Source organism: Caulobacter sp. BE254 (genome assembly GCF_031457295.1).
In the GTDB taxonomy this organism is placed as follows: Bacteria; Pseudomonadota; Alphaproteobacteria; order Caulobacterales; family Caulobacteraceae; genus Caulobacter.
In genome coordinates this window covers 336,188-354,164 of record NZ_JAVDWJ010000002.1, presented here as the reverse complement: position 1 = coordinate 354,164, position 17,977 = coordinate 336,188, and the positions used below count along the sequence as shown (strand labels likewise).

16 protein-coding genes are annotated in these 17,977 nt (G+C 67.8%); 14 read left to right on the top strand and 2 right to left on the bottom strand.

Annotated elements, in window-relative coordinates; genetic code table 11:
* Window positions 1–141: 141 nt before the first annotated feature.
* From rimP to J2X41_RS05710, 13 genes are all read left to right on the top strand, one after another.
* Complete coding sequence (gene rimP, locus J2X41_RS05770) at window positions 142–762, top strand: ribosome maturation factor RimP (protein WP_310080375.1); 621 nt, start codon at window positions 142–144, stop codon at window positions 760–762.
* Window positions 763–764: 2 nt separating this feature from the next.
* On the top strand, window positions 765–2,459 hold the full coding sequence (nusA, locus tag J2X41_RS05765; RefSeq protein WP_310080373.1) for a transcription termination factor NusA: 1,695 nt from the start codon (window positions 765–767) through the stop codon (window positions 2,457–2,459).
* A gap of 54 nt (window positions 2,460–2,513) precedes the next feature.
* On the top strand, window positions 2,514–3,179 hold the full coding sequence (locus tag J2X41_RS05760; RefSeq protein ID WP_310080371.1) for an RNA-binding protein: 666 nt from the start codon (window positions 2,514–2,516) through the stop codon (window positions 3,177–3,179).
* 189 nt (window positions 3,180–3,368) lie between these two features.
* The gene (gene infB / locus J2X41_RS05755) at window positions 3,369–6,482 is read left to right on the top strand and encodes a translation initiation factor IF-2 (RefSeq protein WP_310080369.1); all 3,114 of its coding nucleotides are present in this window, start codon (window positions 3,369–3,371) and stop codon (window positions 6,480–6,482) included.
* A 124-nt stretch (window positions 6,483–6,606) separates the two neighbouring features.
* Window positions 6,607–6,909, top strand: coding sequence for an AbrB/MazE/SpoVT family DNA-binding domain-containing protein (locus J2X41_RS05750; protein WP_310080728.1), 303 nt, complete (start codon window positions 6,607–6,609; stop codon window positions 6,907–6,909).
* Window positions 6,906–7,319 (top strand): type II toxin-antitoxin system VapC family toxin, encoded by a 414-nt coding sequence (locus J2X41_RS05745; protein ID WP_310080367.1) that lies wholly within the window; start codon window positions 6,906–6,908, stop codon window positions 7,317–7,319. Before J2X41_RS05750 ends, J2X41_RS05745 begins: the two co-directional genes overlap by 4 nt.
* A gap of 48 nt (window positions 7,320–7,367) precedes the next feature.
* On the top strand, window positions 7,368–7,883 hold the full coding sequence (locus J2X41_RS05740) for a DUF2939 domain-containing protein (protein WP_310080365.1): 516 nt from the start codon (window positions 7,368–7,370) through the stop codon (window positions 7,881–7,883).
* An 8-nt stretch (window positions 7,884–7,891) separates the two neighbouring features.
* Window positions 7,892–8,467, top strand: coding sequence for a hypothetical protein (locus tag J2X41_RS05735; RefSeq protein WP_310080363.1), 576 nt, complete (start codon window positions 7,892–7,894; stop codon window positions 8,465–8,467).
* A gap of 142 nt (window positions 8,468–8,609) precedes the next feature.
* A complete protein-coding gene (rbfA, locus tag J2X41_RS05730) occupies window positions 8,610–9,104 on the top strand; it encodes a 30S ribosome-binding factor RbfA (protein WP_310080360.1) in 495 nt (164 codons plus the stop codon).
* Complete coding sequence (truB, locus tag J2X41_RS05725) at window positions 9,104–10,036, top strand: tRNA pseudouridine(55) synthase TruB (RefSeq protein ID WP_310080358.1); 933 nt, start codon at window positions 9,104–9,106, stop codon at window positions 10,034–10,036. Before rbfA ends, truB begins: the two co-directional genes overlap by 1 nt.
* 14 nt (window positions 10,037–10,050) lie before the next feature.
* Window positions 10,051–10,320 (top strand): 30S ribosomal protein S15, encoded by a 270-nt coding sequence (gene rpsO, locus J2X41_RS05720; protein ID WP_028039724.1) that lies wholly within the window; start codon window positions 10,051–10,053, stop codon window positions 10,318–10,320.
* Window positions 10,321–10,645: 325 nt separating this feature from the next.
* Window positions 10,646–12,796: a polyribonucleotide nucleotidyltransferase gene (gene pnp, locus J2X41_RS05715; protein ID WP_310080356.1), complete on the top strand. Its 2,151-nt coding sequence runs from the start codon at window positions 10,646–10,648 to the stop codon at window positions 12,794–12,796.
* A gap of 783 nt (window positions 12,797–13,579) precedes the next feature.
* Window positions 13,580–13,789 (top strand): hypothetical protein, encoded by a 210-nt coding sequence (locus tag J2X41_RS05710; RefSeq protein ID WP_310080354.1) that lies wholly within the window; start codon window positions 13,580–13,582, stop codon window positions 13,787–13,789.
* 7 nt (window positions 13,790–13,796) lie between these two features.
* On the opposite strand, the gene J2X41_RS05705 is transcribed toward J2X41_RS05710, so the two are convergent.
* Both J2X41_RS05705 and J2X41_RS05700 read right to left on the bottom strand, forming a co-directional pair.
* Window positions 13,797–14,513: a ribonuclease T2 family protein gene (locus J2X41_RS05705; protein ID WP_310080352.1), complete on the bottom strand. Its 717-nt coding sequence runs from the start codon at window positions 14,511–14,513 to the stop codon at window positions 13,797–13,799.
* 72 nt (window positions 14,514–14,585) lie between these two features.
* Window positions 14,586–15,218, bottom strand: coding sequence for a LysE family translocator (locus J2X41_RS05700; RefSeq protein WP_310080349.1), 633 nt, complete (start codon window positions 15,216–15,218; stop codon window positions 14,586–14,588).
* 284 nt (window positions 15,219–15,502) lie between these two features.
* Between J2X41_RS05700 and J2X41_RS05695 the strand changes: the two genes are divergently transcribed.
* On the top strand, window positions 15,503–17,902 hold the full coding sequence (locus J2X41_RS05695; RefSeq protein ID WP_310080346.1) for a TonB-dependent receptor domain-containing protein: 2,400 nt from the start codon (window positions 15,503–15,505) through the stop codon (window positions 17,900–17,902).
* Window positions 17,903–17,977: the final 75 nt, after the last annotated feature.

The window sequence follows — 17,977 nt, the reverse complement described above, 5'->3', positions numbered from 1 at the left end:
ACCGTCCGAACATCGCGCTATATAGCTCTCACATCGTCCGTCAGCGCTGATAGCGCTTTCGAGCGGCGGCCCGAAAGGCTGCCGCTTTTTCTTTGGCCGCTCGCCAGCTTGAGCGTGCAGGCCCAGTGAGTTGAGAGAACCGTGCGCGGCAAGACGCAGGAAGATATCGGTCTGGTCGAGTTGCTCGATCCCGTCGCCGAGTCCGTCGGCTACGAGATCGTCCGCCTGCGCCTGATGGGCGGGGCCGAGCAGCGTCGGCTGCAGATTATGGCCGAACGTCCGCTCCTTGAAGATGGGAGTGGGGGCGACATGAACGTCGAGGACTGCGCCCGCCTGTCGCGCGCCATCTCCGAGATCATGGACGCCGCCGACCCGATCAGCGGCGAATACACCCTGGAAGTCTCCAGCCCGGGCGTCGATCGCCCCCTGACGCGGCTGAAGGACTTCGACACCTATGCCGGCCTGGAGGTCCGCATCGAGCTGGACCGGGTCGCCGAGGGCCGCAAGCGCTTCAAGGGCGAGTTGGCCGGCGTCGAGGACGGCCAGGTGGGCCTGAACCTCGAGGGCGAGGACGACACCACCGTCTATTTCCCGTTCGAATGGATCGTCGACGCCAAGCTGGTGTTGAACGACGAACTGATGAAACGCGGCGCCCAGCAGCGCGCCGCCCGCGTCGGGGCCGAAGGCGAAGACGCGGATTCCGAAGATCTCGGCGACGACGCCGACGACGATATTGACCTGTCCGAAAGTGAAGAGGACTGACCATGGCCATCGGCATCTCCGCCAACCGCCTCGAGCTGCTGCAGATCGCCGACGCGGTCGCGCGTGAAAAAGGCATCGAGAAGGAAGTCGTCATCGAGGCGATCGAGGACGCCCTGCAGAAGGCCGCCCGCGCCCGCTACGGCGCCGAGCACGACATCCGGGTGAAGATCGACACCAAGACCGGCGAGACCACCCAGAAGCGGGTGATCGAGGTCGTGCCCGACGACTTCGAGCTGGAAGGCGAGATCGGCAAGGTCCAGCTGTCGTCGGCCAAGCGCACCTGGCGCGACGCCGAGGTCGGCAAGATCTATGAGGAAAGCCTGCCGCCGTTCGAGATCGGCCGCGTCCAGACCCAGATGGCCCGCCAGGTCGTCATGCATAAGGTCCGCGAAGCCGAGCGCGAGCGCCAGTACGACGAGTACAAGGATCGCGCCGGCGAGATCGTCAACGGCAGCGTCAAGCGCGTCGAATACGGCAATGTCATCGTCGACCTGGGCCGCGGCGAAGGCATCATGCGCCGCGACCAGTCGATCCCGCGCGAGAACTTCAACGTCGGCGACCGCATCCGCGCCTACATCTACGACGTCCGCCGCGAGACCAAGGGTCCGCAGATCATGCTGTCGCGCGCCCACGGCGGCTTCATGGCCAAGCTGTTCGCGCAGGAAGTGCCGGAAGTCTACGACGGCGTCATCGAGATCCGCGCCGTGGCCCGCGACCCGGGCTCGCGCGCCAAGATGGCCGTGATCTCCAACGACAGCAGCATCGACCCGGTCGGCGCCTGCGTCGGCATGCGCGGCTCGCGCGTCCAGGCGGTGGTGGCCGAGCTGCAGGGCGAGAAGATCGACATCATCCAGTGGTCCGAGGACGAGGCGACCTTCATCGTCAACGCCCTGGCCCCCGCCGAGGTCTCCAAGGTCGTCATGGACGAGGAGGACGAGCGCGTCGAGGTGGTGGTGCCCGACGAGCAGCTGTCGCTGGCCATCGGCCGCCGCGGCCAGAACGTCCGCCTGGCCTCGCAGCTGACCGGCTGGCAGATCGACATCATGACCGAGAGCCAGGAAAGCGAACGCCGCCAGCGTGAGTTCTCCGAGCGCACGGCCCTGTTCCAGGAAGCCCTGGACGTCGACGAGGTCATCGCCCAGCTGCTGGTCACCGAAGGCTTCGCGGCGGTGGAAGACGTCGCCTATGTCGAGCCGCACGAGATCGCCGCCATCGAGGGCTTCGACGACGAGACCGCCGACGAGCTGCAGACCCGGGCCCGCGAGTTCCTGGAAAAGGAAGCCGCCGCCTTGGACGCCAAGCGCCTGGAACTGGGCGTCGAGGACGGCCTGCTCGAGATCGAGGGCGTCACCCTGCCCGTGGCCGTGGCCCTGGGCGAAGGCGACGTCAAGTCGGTCGAGGACCTGGCCGGCCTGATCCCCGACGACCTGCGCGGTTGGTTCGAGACCAAGGACGGCGAGCGCACCCGCGAAGCCGGCATCCTGGACAGCTTCAACCTGTCGCCGGAAGACGCCGAGGCCCTGATCATGCGCGCCCGGATCGTCATGGGCTGGGTCGAGGCCCCGCCCGAGCCGGAATATGTCGAAGAGGAAGGCGAGTTCGAGGAGGAGGCGGGCGAAGCGCCGGTCGAAGCTTCGGACGAGGCCGAGGTCTCGGACGAAGCCGTCCAAGAGGCCGAAGAAACCAAGGAAGACTGATCCAGCAACCGGGCCTCCCACGAAAGTGCGAGGCCCGGTGTTTTCCAGAGCCGCATGACCGAAACCGACACGCCCCATACCCCCGTGGCCAAGACCCACGCCCAAGCCAATCGCCTGCGCAAGGACATCGTCCTGGGCGAGGCGACGGACGAGGCGCGCCTGGTGCGGTTCGTGGTCGGGCCCGACGGAACGGTGGTCCCGGACGTGGCGCGCAAGCTGCCCGGCCGGGGGATGTGGGTCGACGCCACCCGCGAGGCGGTGACGATCGCCGCCAAGAAGGGCCTGTTCTCGCGCTCGGCCAAGGCCAAGCTGTCCGCCCCGGCGGATCTGGCCGACCAGGTGGAACGGCTGCTGACCAAGCGGGTTCTGGATGGGCTGGGGCTTGCACGACGCGGCGGAACGATTATCTCAGGCTTCGAAAAGGTCTCCTCGGCCCTGGCCTCGGGACAGACCGCCTGGTTGATCGAGGCGTCCGACGGCGCCGCCGACGGTCGCCGAAAGATTCTCACCGCGGTCCACAAGGCCCCGAACAGTCCCAAAATCTGCGGGATGTTCACGTCCGACGAATTGGGTTTGGCCTTGGGCGGGGAGAATGTGATACACACGGCGCTCCTTGCCGGGCGCGGCACTGATCGCTGGACTTTGGACGTCGAGCGGTTATCAGGCTTTCGCCCACTCCTTCCTTCGAGTTGGTCGGCGAGTTGGCGCGAGGAGCCCTAGGCCCTGGCCTCGACGAATGGCTTCCATTCGTCGGCGACAGAGGCCTGGAACTTGAAATGAGGAGCGTGATCCGCTCCTGAGTGAAGGGTCGGGAAACGCGCTTCCTTCGGGAAGTACGTCCAGGCCCCTTTCTCGTATGGATCAAACGGTTTTTGGCCGGCCCCCGCCGGCGGAAGTACAAGCGAGCGCATGAGCGACGAGAACGAAAACGGTCGGCCTGGTTCCAACCCCGGCGGGCGAGCGCCCATCACGCTGAAGCCCCGTCAGGGGTCGGTCAGCGCCGGCGTCGTGAAGCAGAGCTTCAGCCACGGCCGCACCAAGACGGTGGTGGTTGAAACCAAGCGCGTGCGACCGCACGCGCCGCCGGCCGGCAATCTCGCCGCGCCGTCCTCGGCCGAGCGCCGCCAAGGCGACGCGCCGCGTCCGCAGTCGTCCCAAGGGGGCGGCGGTTCGGCCGGAGGCCTGTCGCAAAGCGAAATGGTGGCCCGCCAGCGCGCCATCGAGGCCGCCCGCGAACAGCAGGAGCGTCAGGCGTCCGAACGCCGCGCCGCCGAGGCCCGCGCCACGGCCGCCGAAGCCGCGGCTCGCGAAGCCGCCGCCAAGGCCGCCGCTGCCGCCAAGGCCGCCGCCGCGCCGACTCCCGCCCCAGCTCCGGAAGCGCCCGCCGTCCCGGTGGCTCAAGCGCCGGCCGCCCCGACAGCTCCGGCTCCGGCTCCGGCTCCGGTCGCTCCCGCGCCCCAGGCTCCGACGCCGGCTCCGGCCGCGCCGCCGGTCCGGGCCGAGGCTCCGCGTCCGGCCCCGGCCCCGGCTCCGGGTCAGACCCGCACCTACGAGCCCAGCCGCGACCGTCGCGACGACCGCTCGTCGACCACCACCTATCGTCCGGGTCCGGGCGCCCAGGGCGACCGCCCGCAAGGCGACCGTCCCCAGGGCGACCGTCCCAACTTCGCGGACCGGCCGTTCAACCAGCGCGCCCCGCGCCAGGACGGACCTTACAACCAACGCACCCCGCGTCCCGACGCCGGCGGTCCGCCTCGCGGTCCCCGTCCCGAAGGAGCCGGAGGCTATCGCGGCGACCGTCCGCAGGGTGACCGCCCGCAAGGCGATCGTCCCCAGGGCGACCGTCCGCAAGGCGACCGCCCGACCCAGACCGTCCGCTATTCGGCCCTGGCCCCGCGCCCGGCGCCCGGCGCCCGTCCGGGTCCCGGCGGTCCGCGCGGCGCCCGTCCGGGCGTCCCGGCCTCGGCTCCGGCCACGCCGGAAATCCAGCGCGCCACGCGTTCGGCGCCCCGCCCCGGCAGCGACATCGGTCGCAAGCCCGAGGAGGACGACGACCGCCGCAAGGCCGCGGCTCCCGGCAAGGCTGTCAGCCGCGCCAAGGGCGCCCCGGTTCGCCGCGAAGGTCGCCTGACCATCCAGACCGTGGCCGGCGACGGAGATTCCGCCGACCGCATGCGCTCGCTGGCCTCGGTTCGCCGGGCCCGTGAACGCGAGAAGGAAAAGCGCCGCGGCGGTCCCGCCGACGTGGTCAAGGTCAGCCGCGAAGTGGTCATTCCGGACGTCATCACCGTGCAGGAGCTGTCCAACCGGATGGCCGTGCGCGGCGTCGAGATCATCAAGTTCCTGATGCGTCAGGGCGTGATGCTGAAGATCAACGACGTCATCGACAACGACACCGCCGAGCTGGTGGCCACCGAATTCGGCCACACCGTTCGCCGCGTGTCCGAAGCCGACGTCGAAGAAGGCTTCATCGGCGCCGAGGACATCGACGATCACCTGGAGCCCCGGCCCCCGGTCGTCACCGTCATGGGTCACGTCGACCACGGCAAGACCAGCCTGCTGGACGCGCTGCGCAAGGCCGACGTGGCCGGCGGCGAGCACGGCGGCATCACCCAGCACATCGGCGCCTACCAGGTGCGTCTGGAAAATGGCCAGAAGGTCACCTTCCTCGACACCCCGGGCCACGCGGCCTTCTCGCAGATGCGGGCGCGCGGCGCCAACATCACCGACCTGGTGATCCTGGTGGTGGCCGGCGACGACGGCGTCATGCCGCAGACCATCGAAGCGATCAAACACGCCCGCGCCGCGGAAGTGCCGATCATCGTGGCCGTCAACAAGATGGACAAGCCGGGCTCGGATTCGACCCGGGTGACCAACGAGCTGCTGCAACACGAGATCGTGGTCGAAAGCCTGGGCGGCGACACCCAGATCGTCGAAGTCTCGGCCAAGACCGGCCAGGGCCTGGATGAGCTGATCGAGCGCATCCTGCTGCTGGCCGAGGTCATGGACCTGAAGGCCAACCCCGACCGCATCGCCGACGGTGTCGTGATCGAGGCCAAGCTGGACAAGGGTCGCGGCGCGGTTTCGACCGTGCTGGTCAAGCGCGGCACGCTGAAGCGCGGCGACATCGTCGTGGCCGGCAGCCAGTTCGGCCGGGTTCGCGCCCTGCTGAACGAGCGTAACGAGCAACTGACCGAAGCCGGTCCCGCCACCCCTGTCGAGATCCTCGGCCTGGACGGCGTGCCTTCGCCCGGCGACAGCTTCGCCGTCGTCGAGAACGAGGCGCGGGCTCGCGAGCTGACCGAATACCGCATCCGTCTCAAGCGCGAGAAGTCGATGCACCCGGTCGGCGCGGGCGCCACCAGCATGGCCGACATGATGGCCAAGCTGCAGGACAAGAAGTACCGCGAGCTGCCGCTGGTCATCAAAGCCGACGTGCAGGGTTCGGCCGAGGCGATCATCGGTTCGCTGGACGCCATGTCGACCGACGAGGTCCGCGCGCGGATCATCCTGTCGGGCGCCGGGGCGATCAGCGAAAGCGACGTGATGCTGGCCAAGGGCGCCGGCGCGCCGCTGATCGGCTTCAACGTCCGGGCCTCGGCCCAGGCGCGGGCGCTGGCCGAGCGCGAAGGGGTCGAGATCCGCTACTACGCGATCATCTACGACCTGTTGGACGACATCAAAGGCGTGCTCTCGGGCATGCTGGCCCCGATCCAGCGCGAAACCTTCCTCGGTAACGCCGAAGTCCTGCAGGCCTTCGACATCTCCAAGGTCGGCAAGATCGCCGGCTGTAAGGTCACCGAGGGTGTGGTCCGCAAGGGCGCCAAGGTCCGGATCATCCGCAACGACATCGTCGTTCTGGAGCTGGGCACCCTGGCGACGCTCAAGCGCTTCAAGGACGAGGTCAACGAAGTCCCGTCCGGCCAGGAGTGCGGCATGATGTTCGCCGGCTTCCAGGACATCAAGGTCGGCGACACCATCGAGTGCTTCACGGTCGAAGAGATCAAGCGCCAGCTGGACTAAGGTTCGCTGAAGCTTTGACGAGACGGGGCGCGGGTCGAGAGATCCGCGCCCCTTTTTCGTTCAGGTCCGTTGGTCGACAGGATGCGAATTCTGGGATATTCCATGATATCCTTGTTTGGGCGTGATGATCATGACCGGCGCAGCCAAACCTCGGGCCAGGACCAAGGCCGAAGCCACCGTCGGCACATGGGGCAAGAGCCTGGCCGTGCGCATACCGCTGGACGTCGTCCGGTCCGCGGGCCTGTCGGAGGGCGAGAAGGTCGAGATCGAAGTCAGGAACGGCGACATCGTCATCCATCGCGCCAATGCGCGGGCGGAGGCTCGGGTGCGCGCGTTGGCCGCCTTCGAAGAGATCATCGCCGACAGCAGGGGCAGAACGCTCGGCGGCGTCTCGATCCGCGAGTTGATCGACGAAGGGCGCCGATGAGCGTCGTGCTCGACGCCTCCATCGTGATGGCCAGCCTGTTCGAGGAGCCGAACCACCAGGCGGCGCGGGTCATCATCGTCGACGCCATCGACGAGGGTCTCGTCGCGCCTTCGCTCTGGCGGCTGGAAATCGCCAACGCCCTCACCATGGCGGCGCGTCGCAAGCGCTGCGACGCGGCCTTCGTCGATCGATCCCTGGAGCGGCTCGACGCCATGTCGATCGCGATCGACGTCGAGACAGACCTGCATGCCTGGACCGAAACGCTCGACCTCGCGCGCCACGAAGGACTGACCCTCTATGACGCCGCCTATCTGGAACTGGCGATAAGGACGGGGTCGAGCCTTGCCTCGTTCGACCAGGACCTTGTCGACGCCGCTCGTCGGCGCGGGGTGGCGGTCTTGACCGCCTGACGCCCGCCGGACTGGAAATCGCCCGATTTCAGGCCTAACCCTAGAGCCATGCGCATTCGAGCCCTTCTCGCCGTCAGTCTCGCCGCCGTCTCGTTGTCGGCCTGCGCCACGGCCACCCGCTACGACGCGGCCGGCGACGTCCACGCCCTGCTGGTGGCGATCCGCAACAACGACCACGCCGCCTTCGACGCCCGCGTCGACCGCCCGGCCCTGAAGGCCGAGATCGAGAGCGAACTGGTGCGCAAGGCGCGCAGCTCGGCCATGGGCGGCGGCTGGCAGGCCGCGGCCGTCGCCCTGGCCGGTCCAGCCGCCGATATCGCCGGCGAGGCCCTGGTCCAGCCCGAGACCTTCCGCTACGCGGCCAACTATTACGGCTACACGCCCGACAAGCCGATCCCCGACCGGATCAGCATCGCCGCCGGCCTGCGCTATATCGGCTCCGACCAGGTCTGCGCGGCCAAGTCCAAGGATGGTCCGTGCCTGCTGACCTTCACCCTCGAGGGCGGCACCTGGCGGCTGTCGGGCTTCGACCCCGAAACGGCGAAGCTGCGTCTGAAGCTGTGAGGGCAGGGGTGTCGGGGGCCGCTCGCCGGACGAGCCTGAAGGCTGTGCTGGGCCTGGCCCTGGCCTGCCTGGCGACGGCGGCGGCCACGGCGGCCCACGCCGAGCGCAAGATGTACTCCTACGACCCGGTCTCGCCGGACGCCAAGCGGCTGACCGGCGCGGGCCTGACCGTGCTGTTCGACAAGAAACTGACCGGGACGCGGGTGACCAAGGTGCTGGCCACCGGCGTGCCGGTGCAGGGCCGACTGATCGACGGCCGCGAGAAGGACCTGGGCCCCGGGGGGCTGAAGGCCATGAGCGGCGTCGACGCCGACGCGGCGCTGTACGAGATCGATCCCAAGTTCGAGCAGGGCAAGATCTATATCCGCGCCTTCTGTCCGGGGGCCACGCGTCTGTGGCTGAGCTTCAGCCGGCTGGCGGTGCATCGCGACCTGCGGGTCCAGGCTTTCGGTGACGACCCCAAGGGCGGCCAGACCCGGCTGTGCGGCACGCTGGATTTCTCCTTCCGGGGCGAATGGAAGCTGCCGAGCGGCAATCTGCCCGACCCGATGGAGGACTGGACCGGCGGCAACGGCCCGGGCTGACCTCCAGGTCCGTCGGCCTGACCGGCGTCTGAAGAACCGCCGCGCTGGACTTTTCGTCCCCACGCGCCTAGACACCCCGCCTCCCATTTCTCCCCGCGACCCGGCGTTCGATCCGCCGGCCGGGCATCGAGGCGACCGCGCCATGAAGCGCCATACCGACAACAAGAAGAGCGGGCCCGTGGGTCCGTCGCAACGCCAGCTGCGGGCCGGCGAGCTGATCCGCCACGCCCTGGTCGACATCCTGCGCGGGGAAGAACTGGTCGACCCGGCCCTGGCGGGCATCTCGGTGACCATCTCCGAGGTGCGGATGAGCGCCGACCTCAAGCACGCCATCTGCTTCGTCGAGCCCCTGGGGGCCAGCGTGACGCCGCAGGTCGAGCGCGAGCCCTCCTCGCCGTCGCGCACCGTGGTCGTTCCGGGCAGCCCCGCCGAAGTGGTGGCCGGTCTCAACCGCCTGAGCAAGTTCCTGCGCGGGCGCCTGGCCAAGGTCATCGACATGAAGTTCACGCCCGACCTGAAGTTCCTGCACGACGAGACCTTCAACTCGGCCACCTACATGGATCGCCTGTTCGCCGATCCGCGCGTGCAGCAGGACGTGCGCCGCCTGTCCGACGTGGCTGAAGACGAGGAAAACTAGTGGCCCGCCGCAAGAAGGGCGACGCCATTTCCGGCTGGATCTGCCTGGACAAGCCCTACGACCTGACTTCGACCAGCGCCGTCAGCCGCGTGCGCCGGGCGTTCAACGCCCAGAAGGCCGGCCATGCGGGTACGCTGGACCCCCTGGCCACCGGCATCCTGCCGCTGGCCCTGGGCGAGGCGACCAAGACCGTCCCGTTCCTGATGGACGCCGACAAGGCCTATCGCTTCATGATCCAGTGGGGGCGCTCGACCACCACCCTGGATCGCGAGGGCGAGACCACCGACAGCAGCGACGTGCGCCCGACCGCGGCGCAGGTCGAGGCGGCGCTGCCGGCCTTCGTCGGCGAGATCGACCAGGTCCCGCCGAACTATTCGGCCATCAAGGTCGACGGCGAGCGGGCCTACGACCTGGCCCGCGACGGCGTCGAATTCGAGCTGAAGACCCGCAAGGTCACGGTGCACGCGCTTCGCGTGACGGGGGCTCCGGACGCCGATCACATCGAGCTGGAGATGGAATGCGGCAAGGGCACCTATGTCCGCGCCGTGGTCCGCGACCTGGCCGCCGCGCTCGGCGCCTGCGGTCACGTCGACCAGCTTCGCCGGACGCGAGTGGGGCGGTTCGGCGAGGATTCGGCGATAGGCCTGGAAACCCTTGAGAATTTAAGCTATGAGGCCCGGCTGTCGGAGGCATTGCTTCCGGTCGAGACCGCGCTGGACGACATCCCGGCGCTGGCCGTGACCGATGAAGACGCCTTCCGGCTTGCGCAAGGACGCGCCATCGTTCTGCTCCCAAGGCAGGTGGAATCGCTGAAAGCCGAGCTCACGCCCGGTGATCGCACCGTTTCCGCCATGTCGGGCGACAGGTTGGTGGCCTTGTGCGAGATGCGCGCCGGAAAGCTCAATCCGGTGCGGGTCTTCCAACTCACCTGAGCGGAGACAACCCGATGTCGATCACTGCCGAGCGCAAGACCGCTCTCATCGCCGAACACGCCCGCACCGAAGGTGACACGGGCAGCGCCGAAGTCCAGGTCGCGATCCTGTCCGAACGGATCGCCAACCTGACCGAGCACTTCAAGACCCACAAGAAGGACAACCACAGCCGTCGTGGTCTGTTGATGATGGTTTCCCAGCGTCGCAGCCTCCTCGACCACCTGAAGAAGTCCGACGCCGCCCGCTACGCGGCTCTCATCGAGAAGCTGGGTCTGCGCCGCTAAGACGCAATTCCGCCGCCCTACTCGCGTAGGGCGGCGGAACGCTTTTCAGGATCATGGCGGCCGAAGACGGAGACGGCTTCGACGCCCGTCATGATCCAGGCCTAGAACAGGCTTCACGTTTCGAGACAGGCCGAAACGTGCAGTCGATCCGGATCGCTTCCGTCAAAGGATAAGCATCCGAATGTCCGTCCGAGGGTTTCCATCCTCAAACCCGCCTGTCGAACTGGATGAGGATCATCGGGCCGCCCATCGCTCATGAAGGCAGGCCGTCCGCCCCCTGTCCGCCCCCGACGGGAATCCGCCCGCGGGAACCGAAAGAAGAAAAATGTTCGATATCAAGCGCAAGACGATCGAGTGGGGCGGCAAGACGCTGGTCCTCGAAACCGGTCGCATCGCCCGTCAAGCCGACGGCGCCGTCCTGGCCACCATGGGCGAAACCGTCGTCCTGGCCACCGCCGTGTTCGCCAAGACCCAGAAGCCCGGCCAGGACTTCTTCCCCCTGACGGTCAACTATCAGGAAAAGACCTTCGCGGCCGGCAAGATCCCCGGCGGCTTCTTCAAGCGCGAAGGCCGTCCGTCGGAAAAGGAAACCCTGGTTTCCCGCCTGATCGACCGTCCGATCCGCCCGCTGTTCGTCAAGGGCTTCAAGAACGAAGTCCAGGTCGTCGTCACCGTGCTGCAGCACGACCTCGAGAACGATCCCGACATCCTGGGCATGGTGGCCGCCTCGGCCGCCCTGGTCCTGTCGGGCGCCCCGTTCATGGGCCCGATCGGCGCCGCGCGCGTCGGCTATGTTGACGGCGGCTACGTGCTGAACCCGACGCTCGACGAGCTGAAGGAAAGCAAGATGGACCTGGTCGTGGCCGGCACCGCCGACGCCGTGATGATGGTCGAAAGCGAAATCCAGGAGCTCTCGGAAGAGATCGTGCTGGGCGGCGTCAACTTCGCCCACAAGGAAATGCAGACGGTGATCGACGCGATCATCGAGCTGGCCGAGCACGCCGCCAAGGAGCCCTTCGAGTTCGAACCCGAAGACACCGACGCGATCAAGGCCCAGATGAAGGACCTGGTCGGCGACGACATCATCGCCGGCTACAAGATCCAGAAGAAGCAGGACCGCTACGAGGCGATCGGCGCGGCCAAGAAGAAGGCCATCGCGGCGCTGGGCAAGTCGGACGAGCATCCGGCCGGCTACGACCCGCTGAAGCTGGGCGCGGTGTTCAAGGAACTGGAAGCCGACGTCGTGCGTCGCGCGATCCTCGACACCGGCATCCGCATCGACGGCCGCACCGTCGACAAGGTCCGCCCGATCCTCGGCGAAGTCGGCATCCTGCCGCGCACCCACGGCTCGGCCCTGTTCACCCGCGGCGAGACCCAGGCGATCGTGGTCGCCACCCTGGGCACCGGCGACGACGAGCAGTTCATCGACGCCCTGGAAGGCACCTACAAGGAATCCTTCCTGCTGCACTACAACTTCCCTCCCTACAGCGTCGGCGAGACCGGCCGCATGGGCAGCCCGGGCCGCCGCGAAATCGGCCACGGCAAGCTGGCCTGGCGCGCCCTGCGCCCGATGCTGCCGAGCAAGGAAGACTTCCCCTACACCATCCGCCTGGTCTCCGAGATCACCGAGTCGAACGGCTCGTCCTCGATGGCCACGGTCTGCGGCAGCTCGCTGGCCATGATGGACGCGGGCGTGCCGCTGATCCGTCCGGTCTCGGGCATCGCCATGGGCCTGATCCTGGAAAAGGACGGCTTCGCGGTCCTGTCGGACATCCTGGGCGACGAAGACCACCTGGGCGACATGGACTTCAAGGTGGCCGGCACCAGCGAGGGCCTGACCTCGCTGCAGATGGACATCAAGATCGCCGGCATCACGCCGGAAATCATGAAGCAGGCCCTGGCCCAGGCTCACGAAGGTCGCGCCCACATCCTGGGCGAGATGAACAAGGCCATGGACGCGCCGCGTGAAGACGTCGGCGACTACGCTCCGAAGATCGAGACCATCACCATCCCGACCGACAAGATCCGGGAAGTGATCGGCACCGGCGGCAAGGTGATCCGCGAGATCGTCGCCACCACCGGCGCCAAGGTCGACATCAACGACGAAGGCACGGTCAAGGTCTCGGCCTCGGACGGCGCCAAGATCAAGGCGGCGATCGACTGGATCAAGTCGATCACCCAGGAAGCGGAAGTCGGCGCGATCTACGACGGCAAGGTCGTCAAGGTCGTCGACTTCGGCGCCTTCGTGAACTTCTTCGGCGCCAAGGACGGCCTGGTCCACGTCAGCCAGATCAGCAACGAACGGGTGGCCAAGCCCTCGGACGTGCTGAAGGAAGGCCAGATCGTGAAGGTCAAGCTGCTGGGCTTCGACGATCGCGGCAAGACCAAGCTGTCGATGAAGGTCGTCGACCAGGAAACCGGCGAAGACCTGTCCAAGAAGGAAGCCGTGACCCCGGAGGAGGCCGTCACCACCTGAGGGTGAGACGGTCTCCATCGTGAGGCTTCAAGCAGCGGGCGGCTCCGAAAGGAGCCGCCCGTTTTGCGTTTTGGGGGTTACTTGCCCGGTTTCCAACGATGTCCACACGCCAGACACGTTATGAGCAAGTGCGAGCTACCAATCGTTCCGGCCAGAAGACCGGGGAGGCCGAGCCCGACAGGACTGAGAATGATTGCTCCGAGCGCGGCCTTTCCCAAGCTGTAGCCCTTTGCACCCGTCGAAAAATCCTTGGATTTACACTTTGGGCAAGCAACGCCGGGTTCATCGATTTTCTGGGGCGCGACTTTGAGCGCGGGCGCGCTAGCTTCGCGCGAAATCTGGGCGGCGGTTTTCACGGAACGCTTCGGTGAGCCTTCCGGCTTTTCGCGACCACATGCAGAACAATTTAAACCGGAACTCCAGGCAGAGCAGGTCACGCAAACGATTTCGACCTGCATGGCTCTGCCCCACTTGTTCGACGCGAACATGCATCCGCCCGTGGATGCGACCCCACCTTAAATCCTTGGTGGATCGGAGCTCTGGGGTCAGGCCGTGTCAAGGACCGGCCTCCGGCCGGCCGCGCCGCGGCGGCGCCTGGCGCCGTCCTTGACACGGCCTGACCCCAGAGCAAGCTCGCCTTCAAGGATTTAAGGCAGGGCCTGTCCGCTGGAGCGGATCAGCCGTCCGGCGATCAAAAGAGACGCCTTCCCTCCGCCACCTCGAAAGACAATGGCCGGGATACCCGCCCACCCCCACGCGTTCCTCCTAAGAAGGAGCGCGTCCATGACCATCAAGGACCAGGCCGACCAGGAGATCGAGGCCAGCCGCAACGGCGACGTCGACATCGCCTTCCTGCTGCCCGAGGACCGCTGGGACGAGTTCCTGTCGCTGACCGGCGCGCGGCCCGAAGGCGACCCGCCGGAGGCCACCTATCGCGGCGTTCGTTTCAAGCGGGCGCCGGTGACCGCGATCATCCACGAGGAGGGCTTCTAGCGCGGCCCTACCGCCTCGGCGTCACTCGGATGGTCACCCGGTCGGGCGTGCCGTTGCCGCCCCGGCACGCGGCCAGCTTGAAGTCCAGGTCCATGCAGACCCACACCTCGGTCAGGCGGTTGTCCTTGTTGACGCGCACGTTCAGCCCGTCGGCCGTCATGCCGCGGTTGCGCTTGAGGAAGGCGGTCCGCACCTCGCCCGCCGTCATGGTTCCATTCGCATCGGGCTTGAGGTCCGGCACGTTCAGGCGCTCGCGAACCTGGCGGGCCTTCTTGAAATAGGCCTCGGGGGTGTCCCACTGGCACGTGCCGTGGGCCTGCCATTCGTGCTGCAGCAGCCAGGGCGAGGGGGTCATGCAGAGGTTGGCCAGCACCGTCGCGGCGCCGATCGGCGGGCTGGGCTTGCAATAGCGCGGGTGGACCTTGTCCGGCCCGTTGGGCCACAGACCGTGCACCGTGAAGCCGAAATCGTTGTTTCGGCACTGGATCGTCTTGTCCGACTCCGGGATGCCGGCCCGGCAGGACTCCGGCGACCAGAACAGGGCCAGCAGATAGGCGGCGGTCGGCACGTCGGTGTGGACCTGGTCGGCCGGCGGGACCTCGGCCGGGGCGGGGATCACGCTGGGCGGGACCGCGCAGGCCTTTAGGCTGGACGCCTGGGCGGCGCCGGTCAGGGCCAGGGCGGCGAAAAGACCGATCACGGCCTGGGCGATCTTCGACGACATGCGGGCTCCGGAACTGGCTTGAGCCTTCTCTAGCACGGCTTGGCCCGTCCAGAAGCCGCTGGGACGCGCGGATTACTTCCGCGCTTCGGTCGCCATCCGCACCGCCAGGCCGCCCAGCACCGAGGCCATCAGCCAGCGCTGGACCAGGGCGAAGCTGGGACGCGTGGCCAGGAAGCCGGCGATCGTGCCGGCCGCCAGGCAGATGCAGCCGTTGACGGTCAGGCTGATGGCGATCTGGCTGCCGCCCAGGGCCAGGGACTGGCCGAGCACCGCGCCGCGGTGCGGGTCGATGAACTGCGGCAGCAGCGACAGGTACAGCATCGCCGCCTTGGGGTTCAGCAGGTTGGTCAGGAAGCCCATGCTGATCAGCTTGGCCGGGCTGTCCTTGGGCAACTCGCGCACCTGGAACGGCGAGGCGCCGCCGGGCCGGATCGCCTGCCAGGCCAGCCAGGCCAGGTAGAGCGCCCCGCCGAACCGCAGGATGTCGTAGGCGATCGGGGCGGCCATCAGCAGGGCGGTGATGCCCAGGGCGGCGCAGACCAGATAGACCACGAAGCCGGCGGCGGTGCCGGCCAGCGACACGATCCCGGCCCAGCGCCCCTGGCTGATCGAGCGGCTGACCAGGTAGAGCATGTTCGGTCCCGGGGTCAGGGACATGCCCAGGCAGATCAGACAGAAGGCGATCCAGGTCTTGGCTTCGGGCATGGGCGAACTCCTCGCGGACAGACGACGAATGGGCGGGCGCGCCCGCGATCGCCGGTCGCGCGGACGAAGGCTGTCTACACCGGTTCGCGGCGAAGGTTGAGGCCAGCTTTCCTGAACGCCGCCTCAGAGCGGGCGGCCTGCCGGCAGCGCCCAAAAAAGCGCGGCCGGTCTCCGGATATTCCTGAGAATGATTATCATTGCACGCCGGCAACGCTCCAGCTAAGAACGCGTCGCAATTACGACAAAGGGCCGCGCTCCCCCGACGGCCTTGCTGGGGTTTCTCGATGCACACGTCCGCCAAGCCCGCCGTCGCCGGCGTCCGCAGCCAAGCCCGCAGCGCGCTGGGCGTCGCCGCCGTCGCCGGCCTGGCCGGCCTGACCCTGGCCCCGGCCGCCTTCGCCGCCGCGCCCGACGCCGACGCGGCCGTCGCCACGGCCAGCGGCGGCCCGGCCGCTCCGGCCGACAGCGCCACCGAACTCTCGGGCGTCAAGGTCGACGGCAAGCGCGGCGCCGAGGTGCAGTCGCCCAAGCTGACCGCGCCGCTGGTCGACACGCCCAAGGCCATCACGGTGATCCCGCGCAAGATCATCGAGCAGACCGCCGCCACCTCGCTGCAGGACATCCTGCGCACCTCGCCGGGCATCACCTTCGGGGCGGGCGAGGGCGGCCAGCCTCTCGCCGACCGTCCGTTCATCCGCGGCCAGAGCAGCGCCAACGACGTCTTCGTCGACGGGCTGCGCGACAGCGGCGGCCAGACCCGCGAGGTGTTCAACCTCGAGCAGGTCGAGGTCGTGAAGGGGCCCGACAGCGCCTATAGCGGCCGCGGCTCGGGCGGCGGCAGCATCAACCTGACCTCCAAGGCCCCGAAGGCCGATGATTTCGCCACCGCCTCGCTGGCCGGCGGCACCGACGCCTATGTCCGCGCCACCGTCGACCTCAACCACCAGATCAACGACAGCGTCGCGGTGCGCCTGAACCTGTTGGGCACGCAGGGCAATATCCCCGGCCGCAAGGCGGTGGACTTCGACCGCTGGGGGATCGCGCCGTCGATCGCCTTCGGCCTGAACGGCCCGACCCAGGTGACGCTCAGCTATTACCACCTCGACAGCAACGCCATGCCCGACTACGGGGTCCCGCTGTTGACCAAGACCACCCAGCCGCGCACGGCCTCGGGCATCCTGGACGTCGACTACCGCAGCTTCTACGGACTGAAGGCCCGTGACTACCAGAAGACCAAGGCCGACATCGCCACCCTGATCGTCAACCACACGATCAACGACAATCTCGGCGTGCGCCAGGTGGTCCGCTACTCCAAGAGCCTGAACGACTACATCGTCACCAACCCTGGCGACGGCGGCCCGGCCCAGTTCATCGACGGCGCCTGGTGGATGAAGCGCGGCACCAAGACCCGCTGGAACCCGACCAAGACCGTCGCGGCCAACACCGACCTGCACGGCAAGTTCGACACGGGCGCCATCGGCCACAGCTTCGACATCGGCGTCGAGCTGAGCCACGAGGAAAACCTCAACGCCACCTATTCGACCTTCACCACCTCGGGTTCGGCCTGTCCCGCTGCCTACAAGTACGCCGCCAGCGGCACGGTGACGACCAGGGAAATCTTGGGCGCGGGCGACTGCACCCTGGTCTATGCGCCCAACGCCGACGATCCGTGGACAGGGGTGATCAACCGCAGCCCGGCGAACCGCAACGTCACCAAGACCGCGGCGATCTACGGCTTCGACACCCTCAAGTTCGGCGACAGGTGGCTGCTGAACCTGGGCCTGCGCCACGACCATTACGAAAGCGCCGGCTACGACTACAGCGCCTTCACCCAGACCCAGGGCGTGTTCAGCGGGGGCACGATCGCCTACCGCCAGGGCGAATGGGACTTCACCAACTACCAGGCGGGCCTGGTCTTCAAGCCGACCGAGGACTCCAGCCTCTATATCTCGTACGGCACGGCCTCGACCCCGCCGGGCGTCGCGGCCGGTGACCAGAACAGCAACGGCATCGTCGGCACGATCGGCACGACGCCGAACCAGGTGGTGCAGCCGGAAGACAGCGAGAGCTTCGAGGTCGGCGCCAAGTGGACCCTGTTCCACGATACGCTGGCCCTGTCGGGCGCCGTGTTCAAGACCACCCGCAAGAACGCGCTGATCCAGATCGACAACGGCCTCTTCGCCCAGGTCGGCGAGACCCAGGTCAAGGGCGTCGAGCTGGGCGTTTCGGGCAACATCACGCCCCGCTGGCAGGCCTTCGGCGGCTACACCTACATGGACAGCGAGCTGGTCCGCGGCGCGGTGACGATCCCGACGGGCGGCGGTGCGCCGACCGCCAACATCAACCAAGGCGACCCGCTGGCCAACACGCCCAAGAACAGCTTCAGCCTGTTCACGACCTATCGCGTGGTGCGCGGCCTGTCGGTCGGCGGCGGCGCCTACTACGTCTCCAAGATGTTCGGCGGCAACCAGGGCGGGGCCGGCGGCGGCGCCAACGCGGTCTACGCGCCGGACTACTGGCGCTTTGACGCCTTCGCCAGCTACAGGATCAACGACAAGGTCGACCTGCAACTGAACGTCCAGAACGTCGGCGACGAGCGCTACATCATGCGGACCAACGGCGTCCACCACGCCGACCCGGCCCCCGGCCGGCAGGCGATCCTGACCTTGAACGTCAAGTACTGAGCCTTCTCCTCCCCGAAAGCGCTCGTCCGTTGACGTCCAAGCCTCGCCCGGGAGCGGCCCCTCCCGGGCGAGGGC